Source organism: Halobacteriovorax sp. GFR8 (assembly GCF_050955245.1).
Taxonomy (GTDB): domain Bacteria; phylum Bdellovibrionota; class Bacteriovoracia; order Bacteriovoracales; family Bacteriovoracaceae; genus Halobacteriovorax_A.
Genome location: NZ_JBPBLR010000002.1, coordinates 1,785,440 through 1,801,401, shown reverse-complemented (window position 1 = coordinate 1,801,401; position 15,962 = coordinate 1,785,440). Strand labels below are relative to the sequence as shown.

Annotated in this window: 10 protein-coding genes; 8 read left to right on the top strand and 2 right to left on the bottom strand. The window is 38.3% G+C overall.

Annotated elements, in window-relative coordinates; translation table 11 throughout:
• Positions 1-147: 147 nt before the first annotated feature.
• From ACRXC1_RS09055 to hemB, 5 genes are read left to right on the top strand one after another with little or no spacing between them, the layout of a single operon-like run.
• On the top strand, positions 148-4,767 hold the full coding sequence (locus ACRXC1_RS09055) for a hypothetical protein (protein WP_433658191.1): 4,620 nt from the start codon (positions 148-150) through the stop codon (positions 4,765-4,767).
• 42 nt (positions 4,768-4,809) lie between these two features.
• The gene (locus ACRXC1_RS09050) at positions 4,810-5,715 is read left to right on the top strand and encodes a ParA family protein (protein ID WP_433658189.1); all 906 of its coding nucleotides are present in this window, start codon (positions 4,810-4,812) and stop codon (positions 5,713-5,715) included.
• Between the two features lie 31 nt (positions 5,716-5,746).
• On the top strand, positions 5,747-5,998 hold the full coding sequence (locus ACRXC1_RS09045; RefSeq protein WP_392911947.1) for a hypothetical protein: 252 nt from the start codon (positions 5,747-5,749) through the stop codon (positions 5,996-5,998).
• A gap of 42 nt (positions 5,999-6,040) precedes the next feature.
• A complete protein-coding gene (locus ACRXC1_RS09040; RefSeq protein WP_433658187.1) occupies positions 6,041-6,472 on the top strand; it encodes a SufE family protein in 432 nt (143 codons plus the stop codon).
• A gap of 3 nt (positions 6,473-6,475) precedes the next feature.
• Entirely contained in the window at positions 6,476-7,465 is a 990-nt protein-coding gene (hemB, locus tag ACRXC1_RS09035) for a porphobilinogen synthase (protein ID WP_392911943.1), read from the top strand.
• A 210-nt stretch (positions 7,466-7,675) separates the two neighbouring features.
• Here hemB and ACRXC1_RS09030 read toward each other — a convergent pair whose 3' ends face one another.
• Complete coding sequence (locus ACRXC1_RS09030) at positions 7,676-7,966, bottom strand: hypothetical protein (protein ID WP_433658185.1); 291 nt, start codon at positions 7,964-7,966, stop codon at positions 7,676-7,678.
• A 51-nt stretch (positions 7,967-8,017) separates the two neighbouring features.
• Here ACRXC1_RS09030 and ACRXC1_RS09025 point away from each other — a divergent pair, with 51 nt between their 5' ends.
• A complete protein-coding gene (locus tag ACRXC1_RS09025) occupies positions 8,018-9,421 on the top strand; it encodes a TonB-dependent receptor (RefSeq protein ID WP_433658183.1) in 1,404 nt (467 codons plus the stop codon).
• Positions 9,422-9,430: 9 nt separating this feature from the next.
• A complete protein-coding gene (locus tag ACRXC1_RS09020; RefSeq protein WP_433658181.1) occupies positions 9,431-11,737 on the top strand; it encodes a penicillin acylase family protein in 2,307 nt (768 codons plus the stop codon).
• A 3-nt stretch (positions 11,738-11,740) separates the two neighbouring features.
• Here the strand turns inward: ACRXC1_RS09020 and ACRXC1_RS09015 are convergent, their stop codons facing one another.
• Positions 11,741-13,453, bottom strand: a complete 1,713-nt coding sequence (locus tag ACRXC1_RS09015) for a mechanosensitive ion channel family protein (protein ID WP_392911936.1) — start codon at positions 13,451-13,453, stop codon at positions 11,741-11,743.
• Between the two features lie 137 nt (positions 13,454-13,590).
• Between ACRXC1_RS09015 and ACRXC1_RS09010 the strand changes: the two genes are divergently transcribed.
• A complete protein-coding gene (locus ACRXC1_RS09010) occupies positions 13,591-15,957 on the top strand; it encodes an ATP-dependent Clp protease ATP-binding subunit (protein WP_433658178.1) in 2,367 nt (788 codons plus the stop codon).
• Positions 15,958-15,962 lie beyond the last annotated feature (5 nt).

Sequence of the window (15,962 nt, the reverse complement as noted above, 5' to 3'; positions counted from 1 at the left end):
ACTATTTCTAAGTATCCAATATCACATCATTTTAGAGGCGATATCAGCTATCTTCTATAATACTGAAATAACGTAAGTGTTTATTTGCGTTTATTTAAAGTTAAGAAATATTTTGGCGATAAGTTATTGGGATACTTGGGAAAGATAATGAATCGTATACTTTTAATTTCAATATTTTTAAGTGCTTTCATCGGCTGTACGCCGCAGATGAATTCTTTAAAGCAGGCAAGCTGTGATGATGGGCACTACTTTGATGAAATCACAAGAAGTTGTGTTCTTGATGTTTCTCCGAAGGCACCGGTGATTACAACAACTTCAGTATCGATGATTGAAGATGCTGCCATGACAAGTTTTCCAATTTCATTTACAGATCAGAATGGGGGAATACCTACTTCATGTACAATTGTTGATAGCTCAACTGGCCTAAACCAAACGATAACAATTGGTTCAATGACATTTGAAAGGGTAAACACTTGGCAAAATGCAATGAACTACTCAGAGCTTTATCTTGAACTTGTTGACAACCCATCTGTATCGGCCGGTTCTGAAGTCGTCTCAATTGCAACAAATACAATTACAGTTCAAATCGATGCAGGCTTTTCAACTTCGCTGCAAATTATTAACGCAATTAACTCAAGCGTAGTAATTAACCCAATCATTGTTGCAACGATTACTGGTCCAAATACGACGGAGAGTCCAACGCCTGGGATTAAAATGTTAGGTGCAACTTGTGAGTGTATTAGTGGTACATGTTCGATGAATATTGAACCTTCGCGCCACACTAATGGATCCTCATATATTGACTTCTATATTAGCGATGATGACGGCGATAGTGCTGTTTCAAGATTATATGTTGATGTGACAAATGTTGATCAAGCACCAAGTGTTGCTGCAACAAGAAGTGCAACTGTAAGTGAAGACTCACTCATTACATTTGAATTTGATAGTGAAGTTAATGAGATTCCTGTCTCTGGCTACTTTGATTATGATGGTGACTTTGCAACTTATTGTATTGCAAGCTCGATTCATGCAAGTGTACAAAACTCAAATATTTCATGTAACTGTTCACTAGGAAAATGTACATTAGCGTTTACTACTAGTGCTGATTATTTCAATGCTACTGCAGAAGATATGGTCGAGTACCAAATCTATGCAAATGGCCAGTACTCAAATACTGGAGTTGCTTCAGTACGAGTTACTGAAGTTGATGATGAGCCAGTTGCTGCAAATATTATCACTGTTACTGTAGACGAAGATAGTACAGGGACGCCTGGGGCCCAAACGGCCGTAGGGCTTTATTTTCCAACAGCATCTGATGATTCTTACATGGGATTTCCAAGTTCTGATCTACGTTATAAATTTAAAAACTTAACAAGCTATCCAGATATTCAAGGTTCTTGTACAGGAGCTCCTGGTGATACATTCCACGCTAATAGTGTGGACGATGCTACTTTTTGTAATCTCTTCTTTGATGGAGATGCAAATGGTGTCTTTACTGTCGAGTATCAAATTTCAGATTCAATACTACCTTTAACAAGTATGGCAGACTTTCATACGACAGGTTATATCAATGTTGTCATCAACGCTAAAAATGATCCACCTGTTGTGGCAGGTGGCCCTTTTTCACACACAATGAATGAGTCTTCAGACTGGAATAGTGTAAGTGAAACAATTACTCTTGGAAGTGTTTCTGATGTCGATAATACAACGTCATCTCTTACGGTTTACTTTATTGATGGAAGTGGAAACCGTATTAACACAATGGCCGGGCAAGGAACTCTTGCTGGAACTGAAGGAACAATTAAGGACTGTGCTATCTCTTCAGGTGGTGCCATCACATGTCTATATGAAACATTAAATGGTAATAGCGCTAACACAATGGGAACACCTGATGATTTCCAATTTGTTGTTAGAGATTCAAGTAATGCGGAATCAGTTGTTCAAACTCTTGATGTTGTTGTTCAAGAAACTTCTGATGCTCCTGTTATTTGTAATTATTCTGTTTATGATCGCCGTGCAGGACGTACTGAATGTGGCGTCAATAATTGTATTGGCCATGGAGCACCTAGCTTCAATCCTACTTCTCACGTAAGTGATAATCCTGTTGTCTATTTTGATCGTACTAATGGGCTATGTTATGAGTCAGTTGATACTGATGACTGGGCCGTCGCTTCTAATAATGGCGTTCAAAATGCAAGCTTTATGAGTGATGTTATTGTCGGTGAAAAGGAAGATGTTATTATTGATAATGTTATTATCAGTGAAGGTGGAAGTATTAATGAAGCTTCTCAAACGGTAACGATTGAAAATGTTGTTTCAACTAATAATGTACTTATACAACCAATGAATATTCAATTTTTAAAAGATACTGACCTAGATGGTGAATATAGTGAAGCAGGGGATCTTGCTGCTGTAAATGGGGCCATGGCCAGTGGAATAATTGACAACGGGATTTCAATCAATGAAGTTCTTAGAATCAAGATGATCCCAACGGCATCACAATACGGTGAAACGACAATTTCGTTTGATCTTGTTGATAATGGTACTGGTGCACCAAGAACATCTGTTTCTTTTAAAGTTAGAGTTGAGCCGCAAACAGTTGCTCACCACGGTTGGGCGGATGTAAAAGCTCTAGGTACTAAAGTTAACCATTTTGGTATTCGCGTGGAGTCTAATTTTACTTGCTCTCATTCTTTAACGAAATGTGACGGTGGGAAAGAGTGTTACGGGACAGTTTCGCCTGCCACTAGTAATGTCGTGCCAGATGCTGCTGGTGCCATTTATCGTACGGCGGCCAATCAGTGTTATTACTCAACAGGGACGACTTCAAATGATTGGGTATTAATTAGTAAATCAGTTGCTTGTAATATTTCAGAAGTTAATCGTGATTTTACAACAAATGGCCTTCTAGAAGATACAACAACGACATGTGATGACCTTAATAGTGCAAGTTGTATCGGTGATGTGACATATGACTCAGGTGATGCATCATCTGTTAGCGTTGTCTTTAACTCTCAAACTGAGACACTACTAGCAAGTGATAACGACGGAAAATTCTTATTTAACACTGGTTACCGTGCAACAACAGGAGAAGATTGTTTCTATTCTGATGGGACAAATTGGATTCCATATCATGGAACTTCAAGAGTAAGTCTTGAGTGGGAAAACTTCACTGTTGGTACATCTGGAGCAATTCAAGGTTATAATGTCTACCGTAAGAAGGCAGGGCCTCTTCATACTTTTAACTATAGTAACCCTTTAAATAGAGATTTAATTACTTCGTCAAATACATATATCGATAATGGTGAGAACTCGCGTTTAGCACCTGTTCCAAACCACACTTATGTCTATGAAGTAAGGCCTGTTCTAAGTTTTACGAATCAACTAGGTGATAATGAATCTTTAGAGATTACAACAAATAATAATGTAGCGAAGCTAACAGTCGTTGCTCCTCAAGAGAACTTCGCTTTTGTTCACCGTTGGATGGTTAATAAGAAAGCTTGTGAGATGATGCATTCAGACTCTTTCATTGATAGTAATTATGTATGTGAGTACAAAGGCTTTGGTGATACTGCTTCCGCTCTTGGGACTATTGGCTCAATCTATGACTTTGGAAAAGACTTACTTGTTCCTCGTTTTGAAATGGGATGTCCATACTCTAAAACAAGTTGTGATACAACAGACGGACAATGTGTTGCCCAGAATTTAGGAGCATATGATGGCCCAGATGGTTCAGTTTTCTATGAAAGATCAACTGGAACTTGTTATGTAAAAAATGGTGTGTGGCAGAATTTCTCTAATCAGACACTTGATTCAGCAGTGGCATTCCAATCATTCTTACCACCGCTAACAAATATTACAAATGCTAATGCTGTAAATGCATGTTCGACACTAACAGGGTCTCCGACTATTGTTGGATATGGAGCGGCGACATCTTATAAGCTGCCTACGCGTGATGAACAGATCGCTTATAGCGCTTGGGATGTAAGAGCAACTTCTGATGCAAATATTGAAGTTGTGGAAAGGGGACTAGCACTTAACTCTTCAAGTAAGTGTAATGCTTCAGGGGCAAGTGGGCTTGAGTCTTCATACATGGATATTGATAATTTAAGTTCATCTGATATTCACACAATTCCTGGAACAAACTCTTCTGGAATTCGCTCTCTTCATACAGGTTCTGTTTTTACACAAGAGTGTACATCGGCTTTTGGAGTACAAGATGCTGTCGGAAATGTTGCAGAAATATCTGATACTGTTTATAGCTTCAACGCTAATATCTATTCTTTCTCTTCAATCGTTTCGACTAAGGCCGATATCTATGGTGGGACAGGGGATTACTTAATGGACTCTTTCATTGGGCCATGTAATGACTCTGATGGTGATAATGATTGTGACCTTGAGCTTGATAGCCATTTATTTGAAAACGTTTCAGATTATAGTGCAAGATACTTTAACTATGTTTTTGGTATTCCTATTTCTAATGCGGCCAAGGCCACAGAAGATGCTATGCCTGGAAGTGTCATTAATGATTATACGCTAAGAATTGGCTCAACTGCAGGAATCACTAACTCTCAACTTCATGATGATGAGATCTTTAGAATCTTTAACAATACAGGTGGAGTTAACGGAAGTATGGTAAGTGGTGGTGATTATGCAAGTCTTTCTGGGGCCGGTGTCTACGCATTTGAATTTCTTCCTGATACTGATGCGAGTAGTAGAATTGGTCTGCGTTGTGTTATCGAACTTGACCCAAATCAGTATGACTAATTGGTGCCAACATCTAAAATTATGATATAATCTCCAAGTATCATGACAATGAATGATTCTTGGGAGAAGGTTATGTTCTTTGGTCGCAATCGTGCTGAAAAATCACAAGACTTAGGGAAGGGAAAAATCATTTCTTTTCTTAACCAAAAAGGCGGGGTTGGTAAAACAACGATGTGTTTTAATACGGCACATGCCTTGGCGCAGAAAGGTCATAAGGTTCTAGTCATTGATATGGATCCTCAGGCCAATATGAGCTACCTTTTTGGACACGAAGAAAGTCGTGATAGCATCAGTATTTTCAACCTGCTTCTTAACTCTGTAAAAGAGCTTAAGCATCTACATACTTCGACTATTTTTGAAAAGGTTGTTTTTAAGTCTGATTTAGGAGTTGATCTTCTTCCGGCTGCTCAGGAACTATCTGGGTTTGAATTATGTGTGGCGGGGATAAGCTCTCCAAGACAAATGATTTTAAAGAAATATGTTGAGCAAGCTGGCATTAGAAAACGCTACGATTATATTCTTATTGATTGTCCACCAACACTTGGACTCTTAGTTGTTAATAGTATTTGTGTGAGTGATGGAGTTATTGTTCCCTTTAGACCAGATGACTTTTCGATGAAAGGATTAGAGCACTTCTATGGAATGTTATCTGATATCGAAGATATGGATATTGTTAAGCTTCCTGAAATTATCACTCACATTCCTAATCTAATGGATACAAGACGCAAGCAAGAAGAGAGTGATCTCGATGAGATTAAAGAACTTATTCGAAAGGTGACTGGAGATGATCGTTTTATCGCTCCCTTTTTTAATAAGGCCCAGATTGTTAAGTCTCAGGCCGCAAAAAAGTCGATTTATGCTTATAATTCTAAAGAATATCAACCGCTTCATGAACAATTTAACAAAATCGCAAATTTAATTGATTCGTGGAATGATTCGACTTTATAACTATAATTAAGAGACAAAAAAAGGAGCTTTCGTGGCCGCTATTAAGAACCCATTATATGTTGTAACTAACGAAGGACGTGACGTGGAAGGAGTCACTACTTATCTTGAGTTATTGGTAAAGAAATTTGGTTTGCAACCATACCTTGATATTCTAGATTCAATGATTGCGATGCTAACAAATCAAGTTGGAAATTACGGATTTTTCATTGCTCTTCAAAACTTTATCGACCACATTGCCGCTCAAATAGAAAAAGTAGTGGAGTTTGCTTCACGCATTATCTAAAAAATGCTAGACTCCGCTACATATTGACTTAAGGAGTTCATTTTGCAAATACAAGAAAGAGTTGACGCACTTATTTCAGAATTCAACGGCTTTGGCGATTGGGAAGATCGCTATATGCACATCATCTCTCGTGGAAAAGAGATGGAATCTCTACCTGAAGATTTACAAAAAGAAGAATATAAAGTGAAAGGATGCCAGTCTCAAGTATGGCTAATTCCAGAGCTTAAAGATGGTAAGGTTTACTTTCGCGCCGATAGTGATGCCGCTATCGTAAAGGGGATTGTTTCAATTCTTGTTGGTGTTTATTCAGATGCCACACCAGATGAGATCCTTGCAACAAAGCCAGATTTTCTCGATACAATTGGACTTCGCCAGCACTTATCAATGTCTCGTGCCAATGGGCTTTCAAGTATGATCAAGCAAATTTCAATGTATGCTCTTGCGTACAAAACAAAGATACAAATGGGATTATAAGAAATGTATTTAAATAATATACGTCCAAGAAGAAATAGAAAGAATCACGCAATGAGATCTCTTATGCGTGAGACGACTCTGACTGTTGATGATTTGATTATGCCTTTATTCGTTATCGATGGGCAAAATCAAACTATACCAGTGACATCAATGCCAGGGATTAATCGCTACTCTCGTGATCTTATTGTTCAAGAAGTAAAAGAGCTTTGGAACTTAGGAATCAAGTGTGTTTCACTTTTTCCTGCCCTTGATGATTCAATTAAGGATCGCTTTGCTACTGAATCAAAGAATCCTAACGGTCTTCTTCAACAGACTATTAAAGACATTAAGAATGCTTGTCCTGATATGCTTATCATGACAGATGTTGCAATGGACCCTTACTCAAGTGACGGCCATGATGGACTTGTTTGCGAAAAGACTGGTGAGATATTAAATGATGAGACACTTGATATACTTGCGGCCATGGCACTTGCACAGGCCCAAGCGGGAAGTGATATCATCGGTCCTTCTGATATGATGGATGGGCGTATTGCGGTTATTCGTGAGGCCCTGGATAGTGATTCATTCACTAATACTCAAATTATGTCTTACACTGCCAAGTATGCTTCGGCATTCTATGGGCCTTTTAGAGATGCTCTTGATAGTGCTCCTAAAGCTGGTGATAAGAAGACTTATCAAATGGATCCGGCCAATACAATTGAGGCCTTGCGTGAAATTGAACTTGATGAAGCAGAAGGAGCAGATATCTTAATGGTTAAGCCAGGTATCAGCTATCTTGATATTATTGCTAAAATGAAAGAGCGAACAAATCTACCAGTTGCTGCTTATAATGTGTCAGGTGAGTATGCAATGGTGAAAGCTGCTGCCCAAAACGGTTGGGTCGACGGTGATGCCGTGGCAATGGAGATGTTAACGAGCTTTAAGCGCGCTGGATGCGATATGATTTTAACGTATTTCGCTAAAGAAGTGGCCGTTCAATTTGCCAAAAATTAAATCTATTTAATCTTTTACTTTAATAGGGATGTAGGCCTTAGCTCTTTTTTCGCGGGCCTGCTTCTCTTTCACTGAAGCAATTCCAACTAAAATACCGACGATGATAACAGGAATCCACATAATCACTCCTTGGTTCCTTTCCTAAGGATATTATAGCATCGTTATCGGATAATATTTGATAAATCTAAGTCAATTTTTTGTGAACTTCTCCTAAATACTTGAATCTACGTAGTCTTTTAAGATCTGGGCCGACTCTTTAGTGCCATCTTTAAACCACTTTGCCTCTGGATAACTGACAATATGGATGCCTTCACGGCATTTTCCAAGGCAGTCACTTGATGTAACCCTAACTACACCTTTTCCATATTTTTCATTGAAATAAGACTTCAATTCGCTCTTTAAGGCCATCGCGTCTTCAAGCATAGGACACTCATTCTTCTTACAGCTCTTGCAAATAAAGATGTGTTTTTTAAAGAGATTCGTGTCGTGTTCTTTTGCCATATAGAGTCCTAAGCTGTTATTATAACTAAAAATATTTAAGGAATTTATACTATGGATTTTTGCCAAATTCTATCAGCAAAACAAAAAGCATTACAAATTAATTTAGATAATAAAGTTTACGGCAGTTTCGCAGAAATTGGTGCAGGACAAGAAGTTGCACGGGAGTTCTTTAGGGCCGGTGGAGCGGCCGGTACTGTTGCTAAGACGATGTCTGCTTATGATATGCAAATCTCTGATGCGATCTACGGTGTAGAAGCGTCAGGACGCTATGTTTCACAAGGTCGTTTGCATACGATGCTAGAGACTGAATTTACAAAGATGTACAAGCGTCTTAAGGAACAAAGAGAAGAGGGAACAAAATTCTTTTGCTTTGCCGATACTGTTGCTGCAAAAAGCTACTCGGGCCGTGGTGAGTGTCATGGTTGGCTTGGTGTTCGCTTTCAACATGAAGCAGGAGCTGCGCCTTCTGATTTAATACTTCACGTAAATATGCTTGATCAAGAAAATCTTCAACAACAAGAGGCCATTGGTTTTCTTGGTGTGAATATGATTCACAGCTGTTTTTATAATACGAGTGATTCTTCTCATTTGGTTTCATCTCTTATGGATAACCTTTCTTCAAGTCGTTTAAGAATCGATATGATTGATGTTAGAGGCCCAGCCTTTGATGGTATTGATCCGCGTATTCTTTCTTTAGAACTTGTTAAGAGAAAGTTTACTTCGGCCGTGATGTTTGATGAGAATGGTAAAGTTGTTCAAATCAAGGATTACTTATACCGCAAACCTCTCGTTGTTCTAAGAGGTTCTTTTAGGCCACCAACAAAAGGAAATGTTGATGCTCTTAAGGTAGGACGAGAGCTATTATGTACAAGTGAGAAATGTGAAAACGTTGTGACTCTTTCAGAGATTTCAATGTCAAAGCTTCTTTCTCGTTCATCATCAATTGATAACGCTGACTTCTTAGCTCGAGTTGATTTGCTTGCAAAGATAAAGCAAAAAGTTTTAATTACAAACTTCGCTTCTTATTTTGAGTTAAATCAATTCTTACAACCAATTGCTAAGAATCAAATAGCCTTTATCACAAACACATATAACTTAAATGAAATTTTAAATATTAAGCACTATGAGAATACATCTTTTGGAATTCTTGGTGGTCTTGGAGAGTTATTTGGTCTTAACACTAAGTTATACCTCTATCCATGTGCAGATGATAATGACTCAAAAAAGCGCTTAAGCTTTGCAGATGTTACTTATGATAACTCGCTTGAATTCCTTGTTAAGTACCTTCGTGAGAATAAATTAATCGTTGACCTTGAAGGTTATGATCATGAAGCGTCAGGAATTTGGTCTCGTACAGTTATTGAGATGATCGAAAAAGATGAGAGTGGCTGGGAAAATATGCTTCCAGAAGAAGTCGTTGAATTAGTTAAAAGTAATAATCTGTTTAAAAATTAAGAGAACATCATGAAAAAGATTCTAAGTATTGCTCTAAGCCTCTTTGTTTTAATAAGCGCTTGTGTTTATTTTATGCTCTTAGGGTCTTTCCCGGTAATGCATGGAAGTCTTAAAATCGATGGCCTAAATGGATTAACAAAGATTTATCGTGACCATGAAGGCGTTGTTCACATCGAAGCGGATTCTCGTCATGATATGAACTACGCTCTTGGTTTTTCAATGGCCAGTGACCGTAGCTTTCAATATGAGCTTATCAGTCGTGCTGGACAGGGAAGGCTTGCCGAAATCTTAGGCCCTGATCTCGTCCCAGTTGATAAGCTATTTCGCACATTAAATTCAAAGTATATCCGTGATGGAATTTTAGCTAGTCTTGATCCTATTGTTAGGAAAGATCTTGAATCATTTATGGCCGGATATAACTACTACCTTGAAAATAATATTAGGCCAATAGAATTTTTCTTATTAGGAATTAAGCCAAAAAAAATTGATATTGAAGATATTTATGGTGTCTTCGTTTATCTTAACTATAGTTTTTCTCCATTTATGAGAAATGAAGTTGCTTATCAAAGTATTATGGCCAAAGTTAAGCATCGTGATTTCAAATACCTATTTGCAAATAATGAAGTTGATTTTTCTAAACGTCTAAGACGTGTTGTTGATACAAGTTTTATCGATTATGAATCACTTCTAAAAGGTATTGGAACTTTCACTGGCTCAAATGCTTGGGCAATCTCTGGAAAGAAGACAAAGTCTGGAAAGCCAATTCTTGCAAGTGATCCACATATTAATTTCTCTGCACCAAATATTTGGTATGAAGCAAATATAAAGAATAAAGAAGAAAGCTTTCATATGTATGGCCACTTCCTGCCACTTATTCCATTTCCGGCAATGGGGCACAATCGTAAACTTGGTTGGGGTCTAACGATTAGTTATACAGATGATGTAGATCTTTATCAGCTAGAAGATGACTACGAAGTAATTCGAATTGAAGATTCAGTTATTAATGTTAAGGGGCAAGACCCAATAGATTTTAAACTTAAGTGGAGTGAAAAAGGGCCAGTGGTGAACGAGATTGTTCAGGCCGTAAATAAAGACGCTAAGAATATTGCTGCTCATTTTAGCTTCTTTCAAGAGGGCAATAAGCCAATTGAAGGATTTTATGGACTAGGTCGTGCAAAGAACTTTGAGGAGATTAAGCAGGCCACAAGTATTGTTAAGTCGCCAGGTCTAAATATCGTTTATGCTGATGCTGACGGTAATGTTGCTAGACTTATTATGGGGGATAGCTATAAGAGGTCACATCCTTTTGAATCGGACCTTGTTCAAACACCTGATCGCAAGATCCTAGGGGCCTACTCATTTGAAGAGAAGCCACATGAGATTAATCCTGAAAGTGGTTTTGTTGTTTCTGCTAATGATGCACCTAAGACCATGAAGAATGGAATTTATCACCGTGGTGGTTGGCATTCTGATAATCGCTACAATACAATCCTAAAGTCACTTGAACTTCGTGATAATTGGGATATGGATTCTCAGAAGATGGTACAAACGGCAAGCTTCAGTACAAATAATCGTAAGATGCAAAAGATCATTCATAATGCTGTAAAAAAATATCCGATGAGTTCTCTAGAAGAAGAGGCCCTAGAAGCTTTCATGGATTGGAAAGGACACTCTCGTAAAGAGCAAGTTGGACCTACAATATTTCATGAAACTAATATGCGTATTCGTAAGCTCTTAATGGATGAGATGGGTGAGGACTATGCTAAATATTGTAAGGCCATCAATTCTTGGATTTTCTATTACCGTTTACTAGATATGCCTGATAATTCTTGGTGGGATATTGAAAAGACAGCTCCTATTGAAGACCGAGATCTTGTCATTTCTATGGCATTTAAAGAATCTGTAGAGTTTCTCAAATCAAATCTAGGAGAAGATATTAGTCAATGGCGTTGGGGACGTGTACATCAGCTTACGATGCCTCACCCATTTTCCAAGAATAAATACTTAGCGAAGTTATTTAACCATGGGCCATATGAGGCAAATGGGTCAATTAATAGTATTAATCATATTCGCCGAGTTGCTTGTGATGCTGGCCATACACCTGTTACTGGGCCTAGTACTCGTCGTTTAGTCGACTTTGCTAATGTTGATATTTCTTACGGAATTCTACCTTTAGGAAATTCTGGACATATGCTTTCTCCTTATTATGATAATCAAAGAGAGCGCTTTATGAATGATGAGTATCGTACTCAGATTTATAACTTTGACCTAATGAAGAAATCAGGCCCTAAAGTTTTAACTCTAAGGCCTTTATAGATTTTATTTTAATCGAAGTTCAGAGGAGCGATTAGGTGCGTTCCACCTATCATTTGCTAGCTCGCCAGCGATTTTCTCTGAGCGGCCAAAGTCGACTTCTTCAGGAGAGTAAGTTACCCCTGGATCTTGCTGTACATGAAGAGTTTGAGTTGGGAAGGCAAAGTTAATTCCGTGCTTCTTTGCTGCTCTTAGAATGTCTAATAAGAATTTATGCTTCTCATTTAATTCATCATCCCAACTTGGAACTTCCCAAAACATATACACTAGAATATTAAGTGAGCTTGCACCCATGCTATTAAAGTAAACCTGAAAATTATCTTTTCTCGTCATTGGATGTGCAACGATAATTTGACGAATACTCTCACAGAAGTTTTCTATCTTTTCTGGAGGAGTCGCATAGTCGATTCCAAGAGTTGTGTTAAAACGACGAAAGCGTCTGCGTCCAAGGTTGTCAATATTAGCGTTGATGAGATTTCCATTTGGAACAGATAGAAGTGAGTTGTGGAAAGTTCTGATTCGAGTCGATCTCATTCCGACTTCTTCAATGATACCCTCAATATCGTTATTAATTTTAACCCAGTCTCCAATTGTAAAAGGGTTATCAAATAGAACCGTAAATGAACCAAAAAGGTTTGAAATAGTATCCTTGGCCGCAAGAGCAAAAGCAATACCACCAATTCCCATACCAGCAAGGATTGATTTCATATCTAGCTCTAGTGCATCGCCAATGAAGATAATACCTACAGCGTAGATAAAGAATCTTGCTGTTTTTCTAATAAGTGGAACAACAATATCATCAAACTTATTTTCTGTTTCACGTGCTTTATCTTCGAGGTAGAGACAGATAACTGTTAAGAGTTGATTTAAGATAAAGACTACTGAAACTGCCATGACAATATCACAGGCCTTAACGACTAGGACAAGTGCATCTGCTGGAAGATCAATCCAAGTCGCTAGAGTTTGAAAGACATAAGCAAAGGCAAGGCTTCCAAATGGTGAAGTTAATCGATTTTGCTGCTTTTCTGTAAAGGTGATATTTCTCTTCTTGAGAATTGAAATTGTTTTTGCCGCAATATAGTGGCGAACAATCCGGTCAATAATAAAACTTAATAGTGTAATGACTAGAAGTAGAATCCAGTGAATATTTAAAAGTAAAAAACGCTGATGAAAAGTCCATGCCGGCAGATACTCTTTTAATCGATCTTTTGGTGACTGACTATAAACAACATCTTTAGCGACTTTCTTACCCTTTAATGAAAGATCATAAAAACGAAGTGAAGACATTGTTTCTTTGGTAAAGAGCCAAACCATTTTATCACCACGTTGTACTTGGCGAATGGAAATTTCCACATTGTGATCTTTATTTTCTACTTGTACGACTTCTTTTCGATAGTACCAGATTCCATCATCCACTTTTCTTGGGATCTTCTTTACATCAATATATTCGATACGATCAAAAACAGTAATAAGAGTTCTTGAGAAATCTTTTAGCTTAAAGTCTTTAACTGTATTTGGAATATGGCGTCCATCTAGTGCAAGTACTGCTTGCTCGAGCCCTTGGTCATTACCAAGCTTATAGGCCTTCATGGACTTCAAGAAATAATTCATGGTCGCACGTGGAGAGCTTAAGTCGAGGGGAGGCAGCTTTTGGGCAAAGGCCTGGGACTTAAGGATTAAAATAATGACAAGGAAAAATTGAAGAAAAAATTTATTCATAATAATCTCATTTATTTCGAAAAAATATTTTGGTTACCTTGACAATTATAAAACACGTCCCATCTTATTAGTAGAAGGGGAAAAATACCTCATGATTTTAGGTGTTTATACCCAAAAATTTGCGTGGAGGAATTTTTATGAATAAGTACGATTCAATCGTTGCAGGCAGTCTCGATATTGCCCAATCACTTCTAATGGAAAAGAAAAACACTCAACTATCTGAGTGGCACTTAGCTTACGGGCTGGTTAAGAATCCTTCTTCTTTCTCATCAAGAGCATTAAAAAATAAATTAAAAGATATAAAGTCAGAAATTGAGCGCTTACCTCAAGCTTCTCAGGAGGTCTCACTTGATAATGTAAGACCAACTGCAGGACTTAGTAAGTGGCTCACATTGGCATCTTCCAATGCTATTCAATCAGGCCGTCAGGAAGTAACAGAAACTGACCTTCTAAAGCATATTGTGACAACCCTCTCCAGTCTCAATATTGATCCGAATGTCTTTAACTCTGCTATGAATGGAGACGATGAAGAGGAGGTTCCTGCCTTCCTGACGAACCTGAATGAAATGGCGGCAGAAGGTAAGCTCGATCCAGTCATTGGACGATCAAAAGAAATTCGCGCGGTTATGGAAATCCTAGGGCGTCGTGGAAAGAATAATCCTGTTTTAGTAGGGCCAGCTGGTGTTGGTAAAACGGCCATTGTTGAAGGTCTTGCTGAAATGATTGTTAAGGGAACGGTAGCGGATGTCCTCGAAGGTAAAACGGTCTACGCACTTGATATGGGTGCACTAATGGCCGGAACTAAATTTCGTGGTGAATTTGAAGAACGCCTACAAAAGCTTCTTAAGTATATTAAGCAAAATGCGGCCACGTCGATTCTCTTTATCGATGAAATTCACCAGTTAGTTGGTGCAGGTAAAACAGATGGTGCTATGGATGCGGCCAATCTTTTAAAGCCTGCCCTAGCAAGAGGTGAGCTAAATTGTATTGGAGCAACAACAGATGAAGAGTATCAAAAGTATATTCTTGGAGATAGTGCTCTAGAGAGACGCTTTCGTGCAGTTCCTGTAAATGAGCCATCAAAAGAAGATGCAATCGAAATCTTAATGGGGATACGTGAGAAGTTGGAAATTCATCACGGAATTAAGATTTCTGATGATGCAATTTTTAACTCTGTGATCTTATCTGACCAATATATTACAGATAAGAATTTACCAGATAAGGCCATCGACCTTGTTGATGAAGCTGCAAGTGCGCTCAAACTTTCGGCAGAAGCAATGCCAGCAAAGCTCGTGGAGTTAGAAGCTGAGATTCGCTCAAAGAAAGTAAATATGCAAATTGATAAGGACAATGAAAAGTTGGCCAAGGAAGTTGAAGAGCTTGAAGAAAGATTTAATGAGCAAAAAAGCACTTGGGAAGAAGAGGTTCTTTCTCTTAAGCGAGTCTCAGAATTAAAGAATCAAAGAGACCGCCTAAACTTCGAATTAGAAGCGGCCGAAAGAAGCCAAGACTATGAGAAGGCATCAATGATTAAATACTCTCAGCTTCCAGAAGTTGAAAAAGAGCTTGAATCTTGTCATCACGACTGGGTACTAGCGACCAAAGATATTGCACTTGTGATCTCAAGACAAAAGGGGATTCCAGTAGAGAAAATTCTTAAGTCAAAACAAGCGCAAATTTTACAACTTGAAGGCTTTTTAAAGTCACGAGTTTACGGACAAGAAGAAGCATTAACTGAAATTGCTGATACAATTGTTTCTGCCCACGCAGGTCTGACAGACCCTTCTCGACCACTAGGTTCGTTCCTCCTAAAAGGTCCTAGTGGTGTGGGGAAGACTGAAACTGCAAAGGCGCTATGCGAGTTCTTGTTTGATACACAAGATAACTTAATACGTTTTGATCTTTCGGAATTTAGTGAAAAGCACTCCGTGAGTAAACTCATTGGTGCGGCCCCTGGTTATGTTGGTTATGAAGAGGGTGGTGTTCTAACTGAAGCGGTAAGGCGTCACCCTTATTCAGTGATTCTCTTTGATGAAATTGAAAAGGCCCATCATGACTTTGGGGATATTCTATTACAAATTCTTGATGATGGTAGGTTAACTGATAATAAAGGACGTACAATTGATTTTAAAAATACGATCATCCTTTTAACTACTAATGCAAAAGTCGTTGAGACGGCCTTTAAGCCTGAAGTTCTAGGAAGACTTGATTCAGTGCTAACTTACAATGCACTTGATCGCTCAATCATGAACTCGCTAATTGATAAGCAGGTACGCTTACTGAACTCGAGACTACTTGGCCGTAAGCTAAAGGTTGATCTATCAGAAAGTGTACGCGCTAGACTTAATGAGCAAGGTTACAGCGAGGCTTACGGAGCAAGACCACTTGCCTCAATCTTTAACCGATTAGTAACGAGACCTTTATCAAAAGAAATTATGGCACATGATCTGGAAGAAAAAGAGTTAAAGATCGATTATAAAGATTCTCACATTACAATAAATTAATCATG